Raw genomic sequence first — 22,224 nt, forward strand, 5'->3', positions numbered from 1 at the left:
AATTATTCTCCATTGCCGCTTGTTTCGCTCGATTCTGCGGATGTACTCGATTCTGGGGGTGTTGCTGGTTGGGATTCCCTACTGCGTCTTAATGCATTCCGCAAGCGAGTACCACTGTCGCTTTCTGGGGTGGATTGGTTTAATTGTCTTCTCCTGCGTCTAGTTGGTGTTGCTGGGGTTCCCGACGTTCTCTCATCGGAAGTAACTTCCCTGCGTCTACGTGTCGGTGTTGATGTTGTCACAGTATTATTTTCGACTGCGGGTTGCTGACGTAAACGCTGACGGACGGAACTTTCTTCAGAATTTTGTCTGGCTGTGGTTTGCTGGGGTGTTTCTTGGGTCGTGGATGTGACTGGTTGTCTTCTGCGTCGCAATCTTTGGTTTAAGCTGCTGCTTGCTTCCGATTCACCCTGTCTGTTTGAGGTGGGTACATCTGTCACCTGATTGGTGGTGGTTGCTTCGATTCTGCGTCTACGTCTTGGGGATGTTTCGCTGACACCGTTGTTACTGTTATTACTGCTATTAGTGTTATTCGTGGAACTGGCTGCTGCTTCTGCCTGTCTTTGCCGCTCCTGCTGTTCTCGCTGCCGTTGTCGCTCCCTCACCTGACTATGGCGACGGGAACCTTCAATAGCATACTCCGTACCAATTGTTACACCTTGCCTTCCCGACTCGGAGGGTTTAAGCCTCCATCTCTGGGCTTGTCTAATATGCTCTTGATCTAATTCCGCATCTCCACTGGAACGAGTCAGACGCACATTGGTGACATTACCCTGGGCATCCGTATCTACTGCTACTTCCACCCGACCTTCCGCACCTCTGCGTCTTGCCCGTTCTGAGTATCTAACGCTACATTCTTGACAGGCGGCTCGACCATCCCCGGAACCCCCCTCTGCACCTGAATTTTTCGGCTTTTCCGGGGCAGTTGGGGCGGTAATTTTGGGTTCGGTTGGTGCGGCGGTTATTTCGCGACGACGACGGGGTAGATTGACTGTATTAGCAGTAGTATTAGCCGTATTTCCACTGCTTTTGGGGGGAACTAGACCAATGCTGGTGTTATTATTTCCTGTTGTGGTAGTCGGTGCAGAATCGGTTTGGGAACTAGTTTGTTCTCCAGAGGTTTTTTCCTCAGAGGAACCTGTTGAAGTGGTAGTTTGACTAGTCCGACTATCACGAATTTGCGCTAGGGTGCTTCTTAGCTGGGAACTGGTATCGGTATTCCTATTTTCGCTGGGGGGTTGAACAGGGGCTGTGGTGGTAGTTGTGCTTCTGGCTACTGGCTGTTGGTTAACAGGCTTTTGAACTGGGGTTGTCTGAACTGGAGCTACTGGTGTAACAGGTTTAGTCGGTTGTACCTTGTTGACTGGCTGAGAAGGGGAAGGTGGTTCCGGTTTAACTGCTTGTTTCACAGGCTCCACTGGTTCCACTTTTCTGGTGGTATTAGTAATTTTTGAAACTGGTTGTGTACGGGTAATTACTGGTGATGGAGGCGAAACAGGAGCCGGATTGGTGGGAGGTGGGGTCAAAACCTTTGCCAACTCTGGTTTTTTGACTGGTTCTGGGGGGGGTTCCTTAACTTCCGGTGCTTTTTTTTCTGGTTCGATGAAAGTTAATTCTATCGGGTTTTCTTCCGGTTGCGGCTTTCTTGCGAGCCAATCTCCAATCCCGACTGCAAGAAGGGCAACATGCACAACCAATGAGCCAGTGACGCTAAAAGCTAGGAAGGTTTTGAGCGCCTTGACTTCCTTTTCTCGTTGCTCAATTGTGGTGCTGGAAAAGGTCATAGTTCTTGCTGGTAATTTTTTACTAATACTTCTCAGTATCCCACAGATATTTGAGAAAGTAAATCACTCTCAATCACTTAAGTTATCGGAATTGTACCGGAGATGAGAGGGTGAATTTTCCCGCTTGCTATCAAAAAAATTCTGGATGAGACTTATATCTAGGGGAAGCGACCACAAATCCTTTATAGCAAATATTTCAGCGATTATTGTCAGGGAAATCACACTCATCAAATATGACAAAATGTCGTATTGGCAGGTGTGATAAATAAGTTATATACAACTTGTAACTAGATAGATTCAACTAGAGTAGATGTGATTAGTTAATCATATATTCTTGACAGAGTAAGTTCGAGCATCGTAATCTTTATTGCAAATAGATTGCAATATTTTCGATAAAACTAGTGCATCGCTTTGTGAGCATTTGTAACCAAGGTTTCGTTACGGATATTTACTTAAAATAAGGGAAAATAGATGGGTATAGGTAAGTTATTTGCAGATGGGGGTTTGGTGATGTGGCCCCTGTTGGGTTTTTCTGTGTTGGCTTTGGCTTTGATTATTGAGCGATCGCGTTTTTGGTTGCGTATCAATCAGCGTCAAAATCGAGTTGTCCGCGATGTTTTAAATCTGTACCGGGCTGATAATGTGGTGGGTACATTGGATAAGTTACGGAAAAATGTAGACCTTCCGATTGCCAGGATATTCCTCTCGGCATTGGAATTGGAAGAACCGACACCGGAAGAATTCCGACTAGCCTTAGAAAGTGAAGCTCAAGCCGAAATTCCCCAACTCAAGCGCTTTAATACCATTTTTGACACGATTATCAGCCTTTCTCCCTTACTGGGATTATTAGGGACAGTGTTGGGTTTAATTACATCCTTTGCATCTTTGAATTTAGGAAATGTGGGAGGAACTCAAACAATTGGTGTCACCTCTGGGATTAGTGAAGCCTTAGTATCCACTGCGACGGGTCTGATTGTCGCTATATTCACGCTGTTGTTTGCGAACATGTTTCGTGGCTTATACCAACGGCAAATGGCTTTAATTCAGGAATATGGTGGTCAGTTAGAATTACTTTATCGTCGTCGCTACGAACGGGGAGGAGAAAGAAACTATGCGTCTACAAGATGAACCAGATATTCCAGCACAGATTAACATTGTACCGATGATCGACGTGATTTTCGCCATTTTGACGTTTTTCATCATGTCAACTTTGTTTTTGACCCGTCAAGAAGGCTTACCCGTCAATTTACCCCAAGCAAAGACATCCCAGCAGTCCCAAATCCCTAAAAGAATTACTGTCACCGTTGATACTGATGGTCAGGTAAGTGTGAATAAAAAAGCCACAACCGTAGAAGCTTTAAGTCAGGAAATTCGGACTTTAAAGGGAAGCGATTCGGAAACAGTGGTAATAATTAATGCCGATGAGGGTGTAAACCACGGTAAGGTTGTCGCAGTCATGGATCAGGTGCGTCAAGTTCCCGGAGCAAAACTTGCGATCGCGACTCAAAAGCCTTGAGTAAGAATAATTTCAGTGATGACGACTCGATAGGTCGTCTCCTGATTCAAAACTCTCCGGTAAACTTTTTTTGAACTTGCGTCAGTGCAGTGGCTTTCCTGGGGATAGCTGGATAAATACTGGAATGATTTTTCTCTCAATCGAGCTAAATTTCCAGACAAAAATGAACAGGAGCAAAAAGATTAAATTATTGTTAAATGTATACATATCAGCATTTACATTTGACTTTATTCTCATATATTAAGTGTGCCAGTAGATAACAGGGAGAACATTATAGTAACCCTAATTGCTAGTTCTCAAAAAGGGTCGATTTTCAATTACAAAATCGGCAAAATTCTTGTCTAACAGCACATGAAAATCTTGAGTGTTTTGTAACGTAATAAAACTATTGAGAGGTATTAACTAGCAAATTCGGTTAGTACTAAATATTTGGTTTATGAAAAACACTTAGAACTGCAAATGCCCATCAAATCTAGATTTGGAAAGGCTACGGTTACTTGGATTTTTCTCCGAATCAAACTGAATTTCTAGTACTGCATCTAACTTCATTTTGATACTATTATTTGATTCTCAAAATATACATTGATTTTCTCGTGACAAAGCAATTGTTCGGGATTTTTTTGAGATGATTAAAAAATGCTTGCTTCCGGAATTAAAACATATCAAACTGTTGATAAATTGAAGTATATATTGTGCAGCAAATGGGAATGAGTACATACAACCATATCAAGACGACTTTCTAACTATGAAAAATTTTATTTACTGGTTGATGGGTGATAAAGCCGGGAGAACAATTGTTGGTACATGGAATTGGCTCTGGGGAAAACCGATAGAACAGGGTGGTAAACTAACAGTTTCTATTGCCGAAGAATCTCTCAAAGAAATGCAAGAATCTGTACAGAAACTTGCTTCGGCCGTGGCTATGCAAATGGCTTCCTATGAAAAAGCCAAGAACAAATATGAGGAAAAAGTTGCAGAAATCAAACGACTCGAAGAAACTGTTGCGACTGCTAAAAAACTAGGTAACAATGATGCAGCCAGAGTTTCGATGAGTAAAATAATTCAACTGGAAAATCTGTTGCCGCAACTAGAAGCACAGGTTAGGCAAGCAGAACAGTACGTTAATGCTTCTAAAGAAAAATTAAATCGAGAACGAATTAAATTGGAACAGTACAAGACGGAAATGGAAAACATGAAAGACTTGGCTGAAATCAATGAAGCTTTATCGACTATCGCCAAAGTGAATAACGAGTTTGATATTGGTTCTGCGCGATCGCAATTTGAGGAAGCTAAGAATGCTCTTCAAAATAAAAACCTGCGTCAAAATGCTTTAGCCGAATTATCTGAAAATCCGGTAGAAAGAATGCAAGCGGAAATAGAACAATCCCAAATTGATGATGAGATTAATCGTCGCTTGCAAATGTTTGATGATTCTCAAACAAAAGAACTACCTGAATAAATTGAACTATAGCAAAATATTTCTTGGAAATTAATTATGTCTAAATCTAGTGGTCCTCCTCCAATCGTATTTATTCTCATCTTGTTGGCATTGTTAGGGGGTGGTTGGTGGTTTTTCTCCAAGCGAGATACTGGGTCACTTCCAGTAACTACTGCACCTGCTCCCAATTCTATCCCCGCTGGTAATATCAATACTGCACCTGCTCCCAATTCTATCCCTGCTGGTACTAATATTCGGATTGATGGTTCTACCAGTATGGTGACAATTAATGAAAACATTAAAGCTGGATTTAGCAGTCAATATCCGGGTGTGAATGTGAATACCGCAGCAAGAGGAACCGATGCAGGAATTCAAGCCTTATTATCTGGTCAAATTGACATTGCAGCTATATCCCGTCCGTTAACACCGACAGAAAAAGCTCAAGGACTAGTTGAAACACCGATTGCCATCGATGCCATTGCAATTGTAGTCGGTAGGAATAACCCTTTTAATGGTAATTTGACTAGACAACAAGTCAGCGATATTTTCCAAGGAAAAATCAATACATGGTCAGCCGTTAACGGAAGTGGTGGTACAATCAAAGTCATTAATCGTCCCTCCATTAGCGGAACCTATAAAACCTTTCAGGAATTAGTTCTCAATGGAGGTAACTTTGGTACAGGTGCAAATATTACTTCCTTGCCAACAGATGGTTCCACAATTTTATTTCAAGCTTTGGGAAATGATGGGATTGGTTATGCTACCTATGCTCAAGCTAGAGGCCAATCTACTGTTCGGGTTATTCCCATTGATGGATTAAATCCTGATTCCCCTGCCTATCCCTACACTAGACAACTATACTACGCTTACAAAAATCCTGCCAGAACAGAAGTTCAGCAGTTTATGAATTATGTCACCTCACCGGCAGGACAGCAAGCTTTAGCTCGATAAAAGTATTTTTCTGTAAAAAAATCGAATCATATGCGTCTCACAACCGTGGTCCCATCGCGACTGCGGTTATTTTTTCATGCTGATGTAGTTAGCTCTGCCAATTTAGTACCTGTAAACGGGGATGAATCTGAGACAATAGACACAAGCGATAGATATATGGTTATTACCTTCAGGATATAGGTAGTCTCAAAAATGGAAAGGTGGGAAATGGGGGAATTTGAATCACAGCCTAATTCTAATATTTCCGGTGACTCCTCGACCGAAACCGAGAATGCGCTACGGGTGTTGACCAGTGAATTGCAAAACCTGCAACGGAATTTACTGGAGTCTTTGCAAGCTGATGTGTCCCAACTACAGTCAGAAAAAGCTCGTCTGCATGACGATATCCGCAGATTACGTCAGGAAAGGGATGCTTTAATCGGGGAACAACATGCTTTAGTCCGACAGTTAGGACAGGTTTTAGCAAATCATATTTCTTCCAAGCTGGAGTCTTCCCTGGAGACCTTGTTTACTGTGGCAATGGAGCGGATTGATGCACGGGTTCCCAGTGTAGCCCCGACTCCCCCTCCAGAAATTGACGTGGAGGAGACCTTACAACCAATTCTACAATCTTTTCATCAAGCGATCGCTACTACTTTGACCCAAATCCAAGCTGATTTGGATGATTACCACAGCGCCTTTTCCCAGCAACTAGGGCAAATGCAGGATGAACAAACGCGGGGTAAAGCAATTTTAAGCGAACTTGTCAACCGTCTGCGGTCTGAGTTGACAACAACATCTCCACCAATACATCCGATGGATATCGGGGGAAATGATGATGATGCTCCCCATGTGGAATTCGAGGAGACGGGTATTCCCCCATTTAATCTGTTTGAGTCTGAGGATGAGGTATTGGAGTCATCAACCTCGGAGTATACTCCTGAGAGGGAGGTCGTGGCTAACGAGGTGACACCCCTGACTCCATCGGAATTATTTTCCCGTCCTTCCCCCAGCGCAACCGAAGACAATCTTCCCTCCCAAAATTCGCCGATGTATTTCCCCAGGGTGGAAGAGGAACCAAGTCACCCACCGACCCCTCCCCCAAAAAGCCAAAGTGGTTTGATGTTGGTGGGTTTATCGGCAATTTTTTCCGCACTCTACCATGTTGCCATTAAAGCAGTATTTAATCCGCGATCGCAAATTTTGGGTGCATTCACCCTTGAGCAGTTAATGACACCGACTTTGGGTAATTGTTTGCTGATCCTAACTTTGCGGATGTTGGTGGTGGTTCCTTTGTTACTTGTATTAGCACCCATGATGCATATACGGGTATGGCACGATTTGCAGGTGTTATTTGATAGTTTTAAGTCACCTAGTCAGCGCCGTTACCCCGAAGCCAATGTCAACAAACGGATTGTAATTCTTTCGGTTGTGAGTGGAGGATTTTTATTTGTATCCCAAGTTCTGATATACTTTGCCATTAGCCAAATGCCCGTCGGTGTATCCATTGCCCTGTTTTTTGCCTACCCCATTGCCTCCGGACTGCTATCATGGTTGTTGCTGCAAGAGCGTTTTAGCCGCTTCCGTGTCACCGCGATCGCCACGATTTGTTTGGGTAATTTACTGGTTCTGACAAATCTGAATACAATCGCTAGTCCTGGAAATATTACCCTTGGCGGTTTGGCAGCCGTGTTTGCTGGTATCAGTTTTGCCATTAATATCTTATTTTCCCGGATTTGTGCCACTAGAGTTCATGCTATTTCCTATACCTTAATTAACTTCAGTACAATGCTCTTACTCGCATTAGCTAGTTGGCTGGTCTCCTTACCCTTGACCGGAGGAATTCAATCCAATGGCACTAAACTATTGGAAATTGTTCTGAGTGCCTTCGTCCTCGGTGTTCTCTCCGTCTGTGGCTATATTTTTAATTACTTTGGTATCCGTAAATTAGGCCCCACATCTGGCGCGATCGCAGGTGCAACCGTCCCCGTCCTCACCGTATTTTTCGCCGGAATTATGATTCAAGAACAATTAACTCTTGTGCAAATTCTAGGTGTACTCATTGTCACCCTCGGTGTTGCTGGATTTAGCCTGGAAAAAATCCGTCACCGTCTTCGTCATCAACGAGCCATCAATTAAATCGATCCCCCCTTGTAAATAGGGAGTAGTGGGACTTATACCGTTTTCCTGTGAATTTCCACACCACAAGTTGTCCGTAGCGAGGAGGAACATCTGTTAAAAGTGGAATCCGTAGGGTTAAAACTATTCCCTGTACAGATGACCCGACCTATTCCCTACCCTCGCGAAAATACTTTTTCCCCACTCCCTTTATTTTCACACCAGAAGATGGGAATATTCCCCAAAACAAATTTTATGTTCTAAATCTGGTGCTAACTCGCAAAAATATGTATTATTTTGAACATAAGCTCTGCGATTATGGATGTTAAGATAACCCGATATCAAGGATGCCCAAAAAAACTGAATAGACATTGCTTAGGAATCTTATGCTAAAAATATCAAGCAAATATCCAGCAATGACGTATTATCGTGATATCAAAAACGAAACAGAGATTCGGTGATAGTGCCAAATTTGCCTCACATCGAATCAGTAGGAACCTATTGGCGAATGTATTTACCCGTATTGGCAACTTTAGTTACAGCAGTACAAATGAGTGCATCAATGGCAACCTTAGCCAGATGTGTTAGGGAAACCACGACAAACAGGAACAGATTGGGGTTACAGAGAAAGCGATCGCTGGAGGTAATCAGCTTTAAGCTAACTTTGCAGTTTGACCTGAATACCTGAGAATACGGATAAGTTGTAGAAAAAAGCTACCAATATTAGGTAAGATTGACCAATAATAGATGAATTGCAGTACACATCTAATCTCCGTCATCAGGTGTATACTACTTATTTCCTAGAATTAAACATTTGTAAACGTGCTATTTAATAGTCTGTAAAATATGACAAACGACATCGATCTGATCAAACGACTTGGCCCCAGTGCAATGGATCAGATCATGCTATATCTGGCGTTTAGTGCCATGCGCACAAGTGGTCACAGACACGGGGCTTTTTTAGACGCGGCTGCAACTGCTGCCAAGTGTGCTATTTATATGACCTACCTCGAGCAGGGACAAAACCTGCGGATGACTGGTCACTTACATCACCTGGAACCGAAACGGGTTAAAGCCATCGTCGAAGAAGTGCGTTTGGCGGTGACGGAAGGTAAATTATTAAAAATGTTGGGTTCCCAAGAACCACGTTATTTAATACAATTACCTTATGTGTGGATGGAAAAATATCCTTGGCAGCCAGGAAGGTCAAGGATACCGGGAACCAGCTTGACGAGCGAAGAAAAGCGCCTTATCGAAGCGAAACTACCCGATAATTTACCTGATGCCCAATTAGTTAGTTCCTTTGAATTTTTGGAATTAATCGAATTTCTGCACAAACGCTCTCAGGAAGACCTTCCCCCAGAGCATCGGATGGGGTTAAGTGAGGCACTAGCAGAACATATCAAACGACGTTTGCTGTACTCTGGTACAGTGACACGGATTGATTCACCTTGGGGAATGCCATTTTATGCCTTGACGCGACCATTTTACGCTCCTGCGGATGAGCAAGAACGTACATACATCATGGTTGAAGATACAGCCCGTTATTTCCGCATGATGCGTGATTGGGCAGAAAAAAGACCCAGAACAATCCGGATTTTAGAAGAATTGGATATTCCCCCGGAAAAAATCGATCAGGCGATCGACGAATTAGACCAAGTAATTCGAGAATGGGCAGACCGTTACCATAAAGACGGTGGTACGCCGATGATTTTACAAACTGTTTTCGGGAAAAAAGAAGACTGATGCACCAGTCTTGCTGATAACATGTTGCTGGATAATATTTTGTAGCAATTAAATCTATTTACCATCCCTCCTGCGGCGGGTTTTTGGAGTAATGGAGAGTAGAGAGATGTGGCCAGACCATATCTCTCAGTTTTCATTTTTACCGAGGTTGATTAGGGGGGATAGGTGTAGTTTCAAAAACTGGTTGAAACTGAAAAGTACCCGGAGCCAAGGCTCCACCCCAGCGATCGCTGGCATCAATACAGGTATCCATTGCCCTCGTCACACCTAGATCAATTTCGCTGCGCAAACCGACCACACACTGAGCAAACCGTCGCGGCAGTAAACTACGATTACAGTAATTAAGAATACTCGGGTCAAAGGCATCCCGACCTTGTTTAGAAATTCCCACCACACAGGCAGAAAAATCCAGGGGACGACGAGCTTGTAGACAGGAACCAAAAAAATCTTGAGCAGCCACTTGGGTTTGTTTGTGAATTCGATGCACACACTCACCCAAATCACGGGGACGCAAAGCCGCAGCACAAGCTCCAGCCGCATTTTCCGCCGAAATCCCCAATTGTAATAAACGAGCTGCACAAGCTCGATAATCCCGTGATGTTTCCCTTGCAGCCAAACTAGGTGTAGCCATCACCATGAATAATGAACTAGATGTAGCGATCGCGGCAATAACAGTTCCTAAATGTTTCCCATTCAGATTCCCACTACTTGATAATCGGTATAGATCGGCAAAAAGTTTCGGTAAACCCATACAATTTTTTTAACAACATAACCACCGTCATGCTACCGCATCTCGATTATCAAGGGATAGATGATTCCTCCAGCAATTCTGAGGGCGAAAATATCCCCATTCCCTCCCTAGAAAATAGGGAGTGGGGAGTACAGAAGCGACATGTCGCTTCTGTAGGGGAATAGTGCCATAATTCGAGGATATGGGGAAAAACGACTTTCATGGGTTCTGGTGTCAGCTATTTCCATTTCCAACAAACATTTATCCCATTCCCTATTCCCTATTTCCGACAAACATTTATAATAGTATGTCTGGATAAAGTTTAAACAGGATTAGAATAAGGAAACCCATGTCCCGATATAGAGGACCTCGCTTAAGAATTACTCGCCGTCTGGGAGAATTACCAGGCTTAAGTCGCAAACAAGCTCGTCGAGCCTATCCCCCTGGCCAACACGGGCAAAACCGTAAAAAACGCTCTGAGTATGCTATTCGTCTAGAGGAAAAGCAAAAACTCCGGTTTAATTACGGATTAAGTGAAAAGCAATTGTTACGCTATGTCCGTCGCGCTCGTCGTGTGACTGGTTCCACAGGACAAGTGCTATTACAACTATTGGAAATGCGGTTAGATAACACCGTATTCCGCTTGGGTATGGCTCCCACCATTCCTGCTGCACGTCAACTTGTGAGCCACGGTCATGTGACTGTAAATGGTAAGGTGTTGAATATCCCCAGTTATCAGGTTCGTCCTGGTGAGGTGATTGGTGTACGCAGTAATGAAGGTTCTAAAAAGCTTGTAGAAGCTAACTTGCAATATCCAGGATTGGCAAACCTCCCCAGCCACTTGGAGTTTGATAAAAGTAAACTCGAAGGAAAAGTCAACGGAGTTGTTGAGCGCGAATGGGTCGCTTTGCAAGTTAATGAACTACTAGTTGTTGAGTATTATTCACGACAAGCGTAAACAGTCATCAGCTATCAGTTATCAGTTACTGTGCTTGATAACTGTTAGTGACTTTTCGCCGAAAATTAAGTATTTTGTTTAAATTTACCGAAACGCGACCAGGGCAAGGGTTATTGCTGCTAAATCGCGTTATTTTAGTTTATCGCTTTACTAGTGGTCTTTCCCATTCATTTTGATGGGTAAAGAAAGGTACGTAGTAGCGCTTTAGCACCCAATTATAATAAAAATAATAAAACTTTTTTGGGACTGGAGCCACAACTACAAATTCCTCATCAACTAATGTGGGGAACTACTAGTACAATAATTCTGGATTCAGAATTACTTCTAGGGAAAAAATAAATGGGGGAACGGGAAGCAAGTACCTTTGAGAAATCTGATGTGCAGTCTGTGGGAATGTACTCATCACGGATGTCCTCAGTACAATCACCAATTATTCCTGTAGTGGGTGAACTAATTCGTTCCCATCCGGGGACAATCTCCCTGGGACAAGGTGTGGTATCCTACCCTCCCCCCGCAACAGCGATGGAAATGCTATCCCAGTTTTTCGCCCAGTCGCAAAACCATTTGTACCAACCAGTGGAGGGTATTCCACGATTAATTGAGGTAATAGGAGAGAAGCTAACAGGGTTTAACCAGATTGATTGTCGCGATCGCCATATCATTGTCACGGCTGGAAGTAATATGGGGTTTGTGAATGCCTTATTAGCAATTAGTACTCCCGGAGATGAAATTATCCTCAACGCACCCTATTATTTCAACCATGAAATGGCGGTGACAATGGCTAGTTGTCAACCTGTAGTTGTTGCAACGGATGCTAATTATCAGTTGGATGTGGAGGCGATCCGCAAAGCGATCACACCCAAAACCAAGGCTATTGTCACCATTTCCCCCAATAACCCCACTGGTGCAGTTTACTCCTTAGAAAGTTTAAGGGAAATAAATCAAATTTGCCGTGATCGCTCGATTTACCACATTAGCGATGAAACCTACGAATATTTTACCTACGAAGGGGCTAAACATGTTTCCCCTGCTGCATTTACAGATAGCCACGACCAGACAATTTGTCTTTATAGTCTCTCGAAAGCTTACGGATTTGCAAGTTGGCGCATCGGTTATATGGTCATCCCCCACCATTTGCTATTAGCAGTCAAAAAAGTCCAAGACACGATTTTAATTTGTCCCCCTGTTATTTCCCAATATGCAGCCATCGGTGCATTATCCGCTCCACCTAGTTATCTACAAACAAATATTGGCGCGATCGCTCAAGTCCGTAAAGAAGTTTTAAATTTACTTGCGCCTTTAGCCGATATCTGTAAGATTGCTCCAGCCCCAGGTGCATTTTATTTCTTTCTCAAAATACATCTGGATATAGATTCATGGGAATTGGTGAAAATATTAATTCAAAAATACCAAGTCGCAGTCATCCCCGGAAACACCTTTGGGATGGAGCAAGGATGCTATCTCCGGGTTGCCTATGGCGCACTTCAAGCCGAAACCGCCTGTGAAGGAATTACGCGATTAGTTCGGGGTTTGCGGGATATCGCTAAATAAATAGGGTCTGGGGTAATAAGTAGGAGATAGGGAGAGACGCGATATATCGCATCTGTACTAGTTACGTTGCGGTTTTATGTTTGATTGCGCCCACCAACTTACCGTTTTACTTTGGAGTTGATACCCGACGGGGAGCTTTCGGGAGCAGGGGAAGAAAATGTCTCAAAATACGAGTGAAATAGCATAACAGTACACATGTATTGCTGACACCAATTTTCTCTGCTTTATCCGCAAAAAATCCTTGACAAAATCCCGTTATATGTAGATAATAATGAAGTTGCAAAAAACGCAATCAAAAATAAAAGACATAAGGGACTGTAGTTCAATTGGTTAGAGCACCGCCCTGTCACGGCGGAAGTTGCGGGTTCGAGCCCCGTCAGTCCCGTTTAAGATTATCCATAAAGTTCCTCAGCCCCCACCTTATGCAGTGGAGGCATAGGGGTTTGAGGTGCAGCCTCGAACAATGGGTCCCCACGTGGAGCATGGGGAAAAATAAGTGGTGATTGGGGAATTTTCATCAGCATGATTCCACACTCAGCACTAAGATAAAAAAGAAGTGAATCCAAAATCTAAAATCCAAAATCCAAAATCGAATGACTGTTAGAGTCCGTATAGCCCCCAGTCCCACAGGGAATTTACATATAGGTACCGCTCGCACTGCGGTTTTTAACTGGTTATTTGCGCGTCATCATGGCGGCAAATTTATCCTACGCATCGAAGACACAGACCAAGAGCGATCGCGTCCTGAATTTACAGAAAATATATTAAACGGCTTGCGCTGGTTAGGTTTACATTGGGATGAGGGGCCATTTTTCCAATCCCAACGTTTAGATATATATAAGCAAGCAGTACAAAAGCTGTTAGATCAGGGTTTAGCCTATCGTTGCTATACCACAAGCGAGGAACTTGATGCGATGCGAGAAGCGCAACAAGCACGCAAACAAGCACCTCGCTACGATAACCGTCACCGCGACCTGACCCCTGAACAGGAAACTGCTTTTCAAGCAGAAGGACGCAGCTTTGTGATTCGCTTCAAAATCGATGATGAGCGAGAAATCATTTGGAACGATTTAGTTCGTGGCAAAATGGTCTGGAAAGGTAGCGATTTAGGGGGTGATATGGTCATCGCTCGTGCTAGCGAAGGGGGTATCGGTCAACCTCTGTATAATTTTGCCGTGGTTGTGGATGACATGGATATGGCAATTACCCATGTGATTCGAGGGGAAGACCATATCGCCAACACCGCCAAACAAATTCTCCTTTACGAAGCTTTTGGTGCAAAACCACCAGAATTTGGCCATACACCCCTAATTCTCAACAAAGACGGTAGTAAATTATCAAAACGTGACGGTGCAACATCGGTTACAGAATTTCAGCAACTAGGTTTTACCGCCGAAGCGATTGTTAACTATATGATGTTATTGGGATGGTCTCCACCAGACACCACCCAGGAAATTTTTAGCCTCGAAGAAGCAGCCAAAATTTTCAGTTTTGACCGGGTGAATAAAGCCGGAGCAAAATTCGATTGGGACAAACTTGATTGGATTAATAGTCAGTATATCCACGCAATGCCTGTGGAGAAATTAACGGATATGCTCCTCCCCTACATGGAAGCATCTGGACAAAAAATTGAGGGGAAATACGACCGAGCTTGGTTTGAGCAATTAGTTGCCATGATTGGAGCCAGTTTAACACGCTTACCGGAAGCAGTGGAAATGGCCAAACCCTTCTTTAGTGATACTATTACCTACAGCGAAGAAGCCCAAACCCAGCTGCAAAATCCCCAAGCCAAAGACATACTAACAGCTGTCACCCAAGCCTTAGCCAACGGCGAACCACTCACCGCAGAATCAGCCAACGCCATCATCAAGCAAATCATGAAGGCTCATAACCTCAAAAAAGGTGCAGTCATGAAAACCATTCGCGCTGCACTCACCGGAGAAGTGCATGGCCCAGATTTAATCCAATCCTGGCTATTACTGCATCAAATTGGCCAAGATCAACCACGATTTGCCAATGCGATCGCTTGATTTATCAAATTAAGGTTGCCTTTCCTGTCACCGTTTCCCCAAGCAGTAAATAGAGATATAGAAGCTAAACCCGTACAACTTAACACGGCTTCTCTCTCTTTACTGCGGTCATAATCTCGACCGATAGGCACAATTGAGGTGAATTCCACAACAAACAACCCAATTGTGTCCATCGGATACACTGATTGCATCTACCTTTTTTATACCAATACGGATTAGTTCCGGATAATTTAATTGTGATTCAGGATTATTATATGTTGGATCGGCGTAATATCGATTCTCTTGTACTTTGCAATCAATGAAACTAGAATAATCAATGGTTACAGACCCTAATATGTAGCAAGCATTATCCGCATTTCTCACAAAACCCTATAACCCACAGGGAGTAGTGAATAGAAGGAAAATGAATTCGTTACTCAAGGTTTACGACTTACTCGTGAGAAATCCAGGATTAGCGTAAACGATATAAAAGATATCAATCCAAAATCCAAAATCCAACGAGTATCCCCACAAATATCCAGTCAAGCAGCCAAATAACTCAATCAGTAATTGATTATATAGCCAACCTTACTGTATACCGTGGGGAACAAATGGGGTATGTTATTGGTATTTTATTCGGAAGAATTATCAAACTGCTCAATTAGGACATTGCTTGCACCATATAATCGAAATATGGTGCAGCAACAGCCGCGTCTTCAGAACTCAAAAGTTCCAAAGCAGCATTTTTGAGACAGTTGATCGCTTCCACCATCCCTGGTAAAGGAACACCCAAGGAATTGTACATTTCCCGCGCTCCAATTAGCCCGATTTTCTCGATGACTTCAATTTCACCCGCAAGAACACCGTAGGTAGCAAGACGCAGATACCAGCCGAAATCGCGGATACATTGCGCTCTTTCCCTTTGTCCGTAGGCATTTCCACCGGGAGAAATGAAATCAGGGCGTTTTTGCCAGAGATTTTTGGTTGCTTCTTGGACAATTTTCTTTTCGTTCTCGCCCATTGTAGACGCTATGCGAATCCGTTGTTCACCGGTTTGCATAAAGTCTTGGATGCTTTTGAGTTCGCCACTGCTAGGATAGCGCAGTTCATCGTCGGCTTTGAGAATAACTTGGCTTACTACAGTCATGATTAATGCAATCACGTTGAATATTAATACTAGTTAGTTTAGCGATTCTTGTGGGCACAAGTAAACTAACTTGGGAGTCAGGAATTGGGAATTGGGAGTTGGGAGTTAGGGATTGGGGTTAAAGTTGGGAGTCAATACAGTTCAGATCGGAAAGTCGTAAACCCCAAATAATTGTAGAGACGCGTATATCGCGTCTCCTTCCCGAAATCACCACGAAAAATCATGAACCGAACCATATTGGTTGGGAGTTGGAGGTTAGGTAATAAGAATTGTTTCAGATCCCTGATCTCAACTTACCAATACAAAAATGCAGATGTATCTTCCATCACATCTGCACATCCCAGGATAATGAATATCATCTAGATTACTCACAACAGCGAGCAGCTGCAATTGCGATCGCAGCGAGTTGGGCTGAAGAATTAATGAGTTTGAGCCGATCTTCGTTGAGATCAAAGGGTATTTTCCATTGCAGTGATAAAACAGCTAGTAGTTGCTCTTTGTAAATCACGGGTATGGCCATGTGGGCTTGGATGTTATGGTCAAGGTAGTGAGGAAGATTGGCAAAATTCTCATCCTTGATAATATTTGTCACCGCTTTGATTTGCTTGCTGGTAATTACCTCCTTCACCATCGGGTCTTGCGCTACCCAATTATCTAGTACATTTTGTTGTCCATTCCCATCGGGATAGATACCCTGACAAGCTATTAAACGGTCGGCTTCCACTAATTGCAGAACACATGTATCAGCACCAACACTTTCACCAAATGTGCGTGCAATTGGAGCAAGGGTCGCTTCTAAACTGCTAGCTGATTGGGTGACATGGACTAGGGAGGTTAGTAGGGACATTTGGGAATTGGCTAACCGTAGTTCTTCGGTACGCTGTTTGAGCAAATCATAGGTTTCAGCTGCACGCTGGACGACAGCCTTCAGTTCCCCTGGGTCCCAAGGTTTGGTAATATACTTGTAAACTTGTCCAGCATTAATTGCCTCAACTAAATCCTCAATATCGGTAAAACCTGTCAAAATAATTCTGACGGTATCGGGAAACTGGGGTACGGTTTTACTCAGGAATTCTGTTCCTTTCATTTCTGGCATTCTCTGGTCAGAAATGATAACCGCAACTTCCCCCTCCGTGGCTAAAACTTGCAATGCATTGATACCACTGTCAGCTTTGAGGACATGGAAATCTCGTCGAAACGTCCGATATAGTAAATCCAAGTTATCGGGTTCGTCGTCAACAACTAACAGTTTCAGTTTTTTGGATTTGGTAGTTATCATTGGTTCACAGATGGTACTTATCAAAAAAGCTGGAAAATAGAAAAATCCATTTGTACTATCGAGAATAGATACTCTTTTCTATAGTTTTTATCAGGATTTGACTGTGATATGCATTACCAACGATAACGTGAGTGTCGGATAATGTCGCATGGTGAATGTGCTGAAAATATAAGCTTTTAAGCAAAATGATTATAGGAAATTGCTTAATTATATTTCTCAGGTGTCTTATTAATCATCAGTGGAAACAGGGAATTAGGTCGGAGTGCGGGCAATACGGTTCGGATAAGAAAATTCATAAACCGCAAATAATTGTAGAGACGAGATATATCGCGTCTCCCGAAACCATATATCGCGTCTCCCGAAACCACAACGAAAAATCATTAACCGAACCGTATTGGGAATGCGGAAAGAAGTGATTGTATGAAAATTTGCAGTAAATGGTGTGGGAGGTTGTTTATGGTGTAAGCATTGCATGTAAGCTACTCACCAATCCCTCTGCATCACATCAAGGAAGGATGTTAGCAAAAAAAAAGATAGGTGTTGCACCTACCTTTGAAAGACTTTCCCTGGATTTCTCATGAGTAAGTCGTAAGCCTTGAGTAACGAATTCATTTTCCTTCTATTCACTACTCCCGTACAGACGACCCGTCGGGTCGTCTGTACTCCCTACTCCCTGTGATTTTTAGGGTTTTGTGAGAAATGCGGGTTTCTCGATACCTTTCATCCTGCTTTCAATAATTGCTGGGTTTCTGATGCTCCCAACTGATTAATTTGTTCCACCAAAGTGTAATTCAACAGGGCAAATACCAATACTTCTGCAAGAATTGCCATAATTACCATGAAATTATTCACACCTGCTAATCCAATCCAGGGTAAAGCCGTTGTCAACCAGGGTAAACCTTCCACAGCAGGGTTGATATTCAGGAGGCTATAAATTAGAGGTGGGAAGCAAATTAAAGCACTGACAATTCCCACAGCCCAAAAATAACGTTTAGGGCTTTTCATCAGTAACAGTTTTTGACCAATGCTTGCCAGTATCATGGCAATGGTAAATTGTAAAACAATACCTAATAAACCCTTAAAGCGACCGACATCGTTGATAAAATAGCGCACACTAGAGGAGTATTCTGTATTAAACCCAGGCATAATAATGAACCACACCGCAACCGGGAGACAAATCATCGCCAGGTTAATAGCGATCGCCACAATTGCTGGACTTTTCTCTCCCCAGGTTAAATCACCCAGCAGGTTATGTTGCCAACCATGACGGTTCCCTTGTTCGTAGTGACGAAATCTAGCCCAATCAATTACGGTTTGACGAACTGGTGTCAAAATGATACACAATCCAAACATCAAAGCCGTATTGACAATGAACATATACGGCAAATTTTCAGAAATCTGTTGGGCTACATCGTAAATATAAGTGTCACTTTTAACGTAAACATTATTATGGGCTTGGAGGGTAAATCCCCATAATATTGCCTGGGTGCTAGCAACAAGGACATAACTTTGCCCCTTACTAAACATAGCTGCATTGGGGTTGCGGAAACGACGTTCTAAGGCTAGCCAACACCAGTAACTCCAAAAACCGTAGTTGACTACATGAACAACCAGCAATCCCACCAGGGAAGCACCGACGGGGAGATGGAAGAATTGCAATGATTGAAAATTTTCCCACTGATAACGGTTATATAGGTTGGGGAATAAATAACCAGTCATGTCTATTGGACTCAAAATCCTGATCCAGGCAGTAGCATGGTTGATGTAGGGTCCACTCCATGCCATTGAGGTGGACATCAACAGGAAAATTAACACCACACCGCTACCTAACCAGCGTTGGAAACCATCTAAAAACCTGGTAAATAGTCCGTAGACAACGGATGCGCTAAACCAGAACCAACAACTAGCAGCTAAAACTAGGTAGTAACTAATAATATGGGTCCAAGCAATACCAGCGCTGCGTCCGGAAATTACATGGAGGGGAACCGCTAAAGCTGCAAATAAATATACCAGAATTGGTACACCAAAAATTTTACCAATAAAAATACCGCGTTCCGATTGGGGACTGAGGCGAATAAAGTTTAATGTTCCCTTCCGTTCTTCTTGGATCAAGTTATTAATAATTAAATAACTGCCAGCGACTAACAGAACAAAAATAAAAATTACATTCAGGGTTTGGAAAATATACTCCCAATGGTCTCTCCACCATGCAGCATAATTTATTTGATCCAGGGGACAAAACTTACTCCAGTAGGCTTGATTCAGATTATCTAGCAGTGCAGTAGTATCAGCAATTTGCTGCTTCACATTAGCCAGTTTTTCCGCATCAAAATGTTGCTTACTGTTATAAAAGTTTTTTTGAACTTCAAGTTTATTTAGAGCAGCGCTGAGTTCTTCAACTCTCCTGCGACCGGACTCCGCTAAGTTGCAATATCTTTGTGATAGGGGATACTCTTCTCCCGGAAATTCCCGGATTTGATATAGACAAATAAAAAACTGTCCCATCAAGGATGTAATAGTTGCAACAGCTATTGTAAACGGTTTGAGGCGACCTTTGATTTCCCGAAATAATTGGGGGTTCAAGTCTCCCAATCGGTCAATTAGATTGAGTCTCATGGTGGTGATTCTCCCACATTTGCAAACTGAAATTTGAGTGATAGACGATTTTATTTACTTGGTGGCAAGGTGTGGTTACAGTTTGTTTTATTACATCTATGATAGTTGTTATTTCCTAATATCTGCCAATATTAAAATTTTGTTTATTTATCGCTAGTGACACTGATTCGAGATTTTAGAATTAGTGAAGATGCAATTTTTGAGGAATAAACTTACCAATCAGTAAAACCCCTCAAAATAGGTGTGATGGAAATAGGGTCAATCCTGGAATTGATGAATTGAGAGTAATTTAATCTAAGATGCTTGCTTATGACCTAACTTTAGGAAGATTTTTTCTAAATCTTCTTTTGTACAATGGAAGTTTGTCAGTGACACTCCGGCAACAATTAGCGATCGCAATAGTTCGGCTGCTTCTGCTTCGTCTCCAGAAAAGTCGGCTCGGATTTGGGTTTTAGTTGGTAAAACCTCCCAGCTATGCACTAAGGAGTTATTTTTCAGTTCCCCAATCAATACATCCATTTGGCTAGAGTCCAGAATGCTGATTTCAATTTGCTGACGTGATAATCGTTGATAGAGTTGGTTTAATGATGCACTTTCGACTAAATACCCCAGTTCCATAATCCCTACTGAACTACAAAGTTCGGCTAAGTCACTCAAAACATGGGAGGAAATGACAATAGTCATCCCCGCTTCCCGCAAGGCTTTGATTATTTCCCGAAATTGCATCCGCGCAATCGGGTCAAGTCCAGAAACTGGTTCGTCAAGGAGGAGAACTATCGGTTCGTGGATGATTGTCCGAGCAAGGCTCAATCGCTGCTTCATCCCCCGTGATAGGGTGGAAATTAAACTGTGACGTTTGTTGCCGAGTTGGATTAAATCAATCACCTCGTGTAATCTTTGGCTTCGTTTGGGTTCTTTGAGGTTGTACAACCGAGCAAAATAATCCAAATAATCCCAAACAGTTAATTCGTCATAGAGGGGATAATCGTCAGGAAGATAGCCTATTCGCCGTTTCAGCTTGGGGTTACTTTTATCACGCAACAAGCGATCGCCGTTGATATAAATTTCTCCCATTGTCGGTTCTTCTGCGGTGGCTAGCATCCGAATTAGTGTTGTTTTTCCTGCACCGTTCGGACCAATCAAACCGTATACCTCACCAGTTTGAATCTCTAAATCAATCTGATTGACTGCTATATGACGTTCAAACTGCTTCGTTAAACCCGTAGTGCGAATCGCTAACTCTGTCACCATTGCTGTACCGATGGAGGATGGAATACCAACTAACTTAGCCTTGATCTACAGCGATTGTCATAGAGGTTACGGAAATTGCAACCGTTTTCATTAAAACTTGATATTTCCACTACAATTCTCATCGCCAATATATATCAAAAAAAATTGATGTATTTGAATTTGAGAGATTTGTCACAGATCGTGGGAATACTAAGGTCAGGTTAAGGAACATTTAAGTTCGATTCAGTCTGAATTAGCTAGGTACGATATAAACTTTTTTATGGATTTTGAATCGCTAGTAAAACATCCGATTACAGGGCAAACAATTACTACAGCCATAGAAGATGGACGGGAATGGGGACAGCGTTTTCTTAACGATCCATCATGGCATCAAAATAAACGGAGAATGGCAGACTATGTGATGAAAGAATCAAAACGTTCGAGTCACTCTTCGCAAAAGCTGATGATGGGGGTGGATGATGTGCAGGACTCGTTCACCAATCAAGAAGTTGATCAGGAGTTGCACAGCCATTTGTATCAGCAGGTAAAATTAGCAGCAACATTATTTACGATTTATGAAATAGACACAAAATCCCCACTCATGCATCCTTTAATTATTGCTGCGGCTGCGGGAATGGAGATAACGGAGTTGGCAGATTATTTAGGAACTCAGACCCAAAAAGCAGCGATTAAAAAAGCCTTAATGGCGAAGCGGGGTATGGGTTTTTGGGAAATGCACCGGAGTTTTGGTCTGAAGTTGATTTCCCAGGTGTATCAAAGAACCGGAATGAAGATGGCAAAGTTGATCCCCCATCCATCTTCAGTTCCCCAGCATCGTCAACCAGTGGACAGTTGTGGTCAGTCGGTGATGTCATTTATTCATGCTTGGAACGCGTCGTGAATCGGCTGTGAACTAGTGTGAACTAAGTTGAATAATTATATCCGCAGCGACTGGGTGAATACCTGTTAGATACAATTGTGGGTACACAATGATGTTCAGACGATGGGAGAATGAACTATGTCAGAACATACTCAGAAAATGACGACCCATGATCACAGTGTTGCGAATTTAATTATTGCCAGCTTTTTAGTTTTGTGTGGCATCACAGTGATTTTTCTGTTAGGTCTGTTTTAGGGAAATTTTTTCACTCAAGGGAAACCCATTATCTGGA

General features: G+C 42.7%; 19 protein-coding genes and 1 tRNA gene. 12 read left to right on the top strand and 8 right to left on the bottom strand.

Translation table 11 applies throughout. The features are described 5' to 3' along the window. Window positions 1-2: 2 nt before the first annotated feature. Window positions 3-1,784, bottom strand: coding sequence for an energy transducer TonB (locus CDC37_RS18245; RefSeq protein ID WP_096623858.1), 1,782 nt, complete (start codon window positions 1,782-1,784; stop codon window positions 3-5). Between the two features lie 471 nt (window positions 1,785-2,255). On the opposite strand from CDC37_RS18245, the gene CDC37_RS18250 reads away from it, so the two are divergent. The 7 genes from CDC37_RS18250 (at window position 2,256) to hetR (ending at window position 9,532) form a co-directional block, all read left to right on the top strand. After that, entirely contained in the window at window positions 2,256-2,912 is a 657-nt protein-coding gene (locus CDC37_RS18250; RefSeq protein ID WP_096623860.1) for a MotA/TolQ/ExbB proton channel family protein, read from the top strand. Beyond that, a complete protein-coding gene (locus CDC37_RS18255; RefSeq protein WP_096623862.1) occupies window positions 2,896-3,300 on the top strand; it encodes an ExbD/TolR family protein in 405 nt (134 codons plus the stop codon). Before CDC37_RS18250 ends, CDC37_RS18255 begins: the two co-directional genes overlap by 17 nt. 745 nt (window positions 3,301-4,045) lie before the next feature. Next, a complete protein-coding gene (locus tag CDC37_RS18260; RefSeq protein ID WP_096623864.1) occupies window positions 4,046-4,759 on the top strand; it encodes a PspA/IM30 family protein in 714 nt (237 codons plus the stop codon). A 36-nt stretch (window positions 4,760-4,795) separates the two neighbouring features. Further along, complete coding sequence (locus CDC37_RS18265) at window positions 4,796-5,689, top strand: phosphate ABC transporter substrate-binding protein (RefSeq protein ID WP_096623866.1); 894 nt, start codon at window positions 4,796-4,798, stop codon at window positions 5,687-5,689. 192 nt (window positions 5,690-5,881) lie between these two features. Further along, window positions 5,882-7,807 carry an EamA family transporter gene (locus tag CDC37_RS18270; protein ID WP_096623868.1) on the top strand — a complete coding sequence of 642 codons (1,926 nt, stop codon included), beginning with the start codon at window positions 5,882-5,884 and terminating at the stop codon, window positions 7,805-7,807. A gap of 442 nt (window positions 7,808-8,249) precedes the next feature. After that, on the top strand, window positions 8,250-8,474 hold the full coding sequence (locus CDC37_RS24475) for a hypothetical protein (protein ID WP_157780780.1): 225 nt from the start codon (window positions 8,250-8,252) through the stop codon (window positions 8,472-8,474). A 158-nt stretch (window positions 8,475-8,632) separates the two neighbouring features. Further along, window positions 8,633-9,532, top strand: a complete 900-nt coding sequence (gene hetR, locus CDC37_RS18275; protein ID WP_096623870.1) for a heterocyst differentiation master regulator HetR — start codon at window positions 8,633-8,635, stop codon at window positions 9,530-9,532. Window positions 9,533-9,671: 139 nt separating this feature from the next. Here the strand turns inward: hetR and CDC37_RS18280 are convergent, their stop codons facing one another. Both CDC37_RS18280 and CDC37_RS24755 read right to left on the bottom strand, forming a co-directional pair. Then, window positions 9,672-10,283, bottom strand: coding sequence for a hypothetical protein (locus CDC37_RS18280; RefSeq protein ID WP_231943107.1), 612 nt, complete (start codon window positions 10,281-10,283; stop codon window positions 9,672-9,674). Window positions 10,284-10,332: 49 nt separating this feature from the next. Beyond that, a complete protein-coding gene (locus CDC37_RS24755; RefSeq protein WP_172892799.1) occupies window positions 10,333-10,485 on the bottom strand; it encodes a hypothetical protein in 153 nt (50 codons plus the stop codon). Between the two features lie 126 nt (window positions 10,486-10,611). On the opposite strand from CDC37_RS24755, the gene rpsD reads away from it, so the two are divergent. The 4 genes from rpsD to gltX all read left to right on the top strand — a co-directional run bounded on the left by rpsD (window position 10,612) and on the right by gltX (window position 14,801). After that, window positions 10,612-11,220 (top strand): 30S ribosomal protein S4, encoded by a 609-nt coding sequence (gene rpsD / locus CDC37_RS18285; protein WP_096623872.1) that lies wholly within the window; start codon window positions 10,612-10,614, stop codon window positions 11,218-11,220. A gap of 408 nt (window positions 11,221-11,628) precedes the next feature. Beyond that, entirely contained in the window at window positions 11,629-12,771 is a 1,143-nt protein-coding gene (locus CDC37_RS18290; RefSeq protein ID WP_096626389.1) for a pyridoxal phosphate-dependent aminotransferase, read from the top strand. 311 nt (window positions 12,772-13,082) lie between these two features. Beyond that, window positions 13,083-13,156, top strand: a tRNA-Asp gene (locus CDC37_RS18295). Between the two features lie 208 nt (window positions 13,157-13,364). Further along, the gene (gltX, locus tag CDC37_RS18300) at window positions 13,365-14,801 is read left to right on the top strand and encodes a glutamate--tRNA ligase (RefSeq protein ID WP_096623874.1); all 1,437 of its coding nucleotides are present in this window, start codon (window positions 13,365-13,367) and stop codon (window positions 14,799-14,801) included. On the opposite strand, the gene CDC37_RS24480 is transcribed toward gltX, so the two are convergent. The 5 genes from CDC37_RS24480 to CDC37_RS18320 all read right to left on the bottom strand — a co-directional run bounded on the left by CDC37_RS24480 (window position 14,771) and on the right by CDC37_RS18320 (window position 21,073). Beyond that, window positions 14,771-14,974 (bottom strand): hypothetical protein, encoded by a 204-nt coding sequence (locus CDC37_RS24480; protein ID WP_157780781.1) that lies wholly within the window; start codon window positions 14,972-14,974, stop codon window positions 14,771-14,773. The genes gltX and CDC37_RS24480 overlap by 31 nt on opposite strands. A gap of 467 nt (window positions 14,975-15,441) precedes the next feature. Further along, a complete protein-coding gene (locus tag CDC37_RS18305) occupies window positions 15,442-15,927 on the bottom strand; it encodes an allophycocyanin subunit alpha-B (protein WP_096626391.1) in 486 nt (161 codons plus the stop codon). Between the two features lie 364 nt (window positions 15,928-16,291). Continuing rightward, the gene (locus CDC37_RS18310) at window positions 16,292-17,206 is read right to left on the bottom strand and encodes a response regulator (protein ID WP_096623876.1); all 915 of its coding nucleotides are present in this window, start codon (window positions 17,204-17,206) and stop codon (window positions 16,292-16,294) included. 720 nt (window positions 17,207-17,926) lie between these two features. After that, complete coding sequence (locus tag CDC37_RS18315; RefSeq protein WP_096623878.1) at window positions 17,927-19,822, bottom strand: ABC transporter permease; 1,896 nt, start codon at window positions 19,820-19,822, stop codon at window positions 17,927-17,929. Between the two features lie 294 nt (window positions 19,823-20,116). Next, a complete protein-coding gene (locus CDC37_RS18320; protein WP_096623880.1) occupies window positions 20,117-21,073 on the bottom strand; it encodes an ABC transporter ATP-binding protein in 957 nt (318 codons plus the stop codon). Between the two features lie 259 nt (window positions 21,074-21,332). Here CDC37_RS18320 and CDC37_RS18325 point away from each other — a divergent pair, with 259 nt between their 5' ends. Next, window positions 21,333-21,953 (top strand): hypothetical protein, encoded by a 621-nt coding sequence (locus tag CDC37_RS18325; RefSeq protein ID WP_096623882.1) that lies wholly within the window; start codon window positions 21,333-21,335, stop codon window positions 21,951-21,953. The last annotated feature ends 271 nt before the right edge of the window (window positions 21,954-22,224 follow it).

The sequence above is a fragment of the Calothrix sp. NIES-3974 genome (assembly GCF_002368395.1).
Taxonomy (GTDB): Bacteria; Cyanobacteriota; Cyanobacteriia; order Cyanobacteriales; family Nostocaceae; genus NIES-3974.

Excerpts from the sequence above, each read along its gene's own strand:
- CDC37_RS18245 (WP_096623858.1), bottom strand. The coding sequence starts at position 1,784 with ATGACCTTTTCCAGCACCACAATTGAGCAACGAGAAAAGGAAGTCAAG.
- CDC37_RS18250 (WP_096623860.1), top strand. The coding sequence starts at position 2,256 with ATGGGTATAGGTAAGTTATTTGCAGATGGGGGTTTGGTGATGTGGCCC.
- CDC37_RS18255 (WP_096623862.1), top strand. The coding sequence starts at position 2,896 with ATGCGTCTACAAGATGAACCAGATATTCCAGCACAGATTAACATTGTA.
- CDC37_RS18260 (WP_096623864.1), top strand. The coding sequence starts at position 4,046 with ATGAAAAATTTTATTTACTGGTTGATGGGTGATAAAGCCGGGAGAACA.
- CDC37_RS18265 (WP_096623866.1), top strand. The coding sequence starts at position 4,796 with ATGTCTAAATCTAGTGGTCCTCCTCCAATCGTATTTATTCTCATCTTG.
- CDC37_RS18270 (WP_096623868.1), top strand. The coding sequence starts at position 5,882 with ATGGAAAGGTGGGAAATGGGGGAATTTGAATCACAGCCTAATTCTAAT.
- hetR (WP_096623870.1), top strand. The coding sequence starts at position 8,633 with ATGACAAACGACATCGATCTGATCAAACGACTTGGCCCCAGTGCAATG.
- CDC37_RS18280 (WP_231943107.1), bottom strand. The coding sequence starts at position 10,283 with ATGGGTTTACCGAAACTTTTTGCCGATCTATACCGATTATCAAGTAGT.
- CDC37_RS24755 (WP_172892799.1), bottom strand. The coding sequence starts at position 10,485 with ATGAAAGTCGTTTTTCCCCATATCCTCGAATTATGGCACTATTCCCCT.
- rpsD (WP_096623872.1), top strand. The coding sequence starts at position 10,612 with ATGTCCCGATATAGAGGACCTCGCTTAAGAATTACTCGCCGTCTGGGA.
- CDC37_RS18290 (WP_096626389.1), top strand. The coding sequence starts at position 11,629 with ATGTCCTCAGTACAATCACCAATTATTCCTGTAGTGGGTGAACTAATT.
- gltX (WP_096623874.1), top strand. The coding sequence starts at position 13,365 with ATGACTGTTAGAGTCCGTATAGCCCCCAGTCCCACAGGGAATTTACAT.
- CDC37_RS24480 (WP_157780781.1), bottom strand. The coding sequence starts at position 14,974 with ATGGACACAATTGGGTTGTTTGTTGTGGAATTCACCTCAATTGTGCCT.
- CDC37_RS18305 (WP_096626391.1), bottom strand. The coding sequence starts at position 15,927 with ATGACTGTAGTAAGCCAAGTTATTCTCAAAGCCGACGATGAACTGCGC.
- CDC37_RS18310 (WP_096623876.1), bottom strand. The coding sequence starts at position 17,206 with ATGATAACTACCAAATCCAAAAAACTGAAACTGTTAGTTGTTGACGAC.
- CDC37_RS18315 (WP_096623878.1), bottom strand. The coding sequence starts at position 19,822 with ATGAGACTCAATCTAATTGACCGATTGGGAGACTTGAACCCCCAATTA.
- CDC37_RS18320 (WP_096623880.1), bottom strand. The coding sequence starts at position 21,073 with ATGGTGACAGAGTTAGCGATTCGCACTACGGGTTTAACGAAGCAGTTT.
- CDC37_RS18325 (WP_096623882.1), top strand. The coding sequence starts at position 21,333 with ATGGATTTTGAATCGCTAGTAAAACATCCGATTACAGGGCAAACAATT.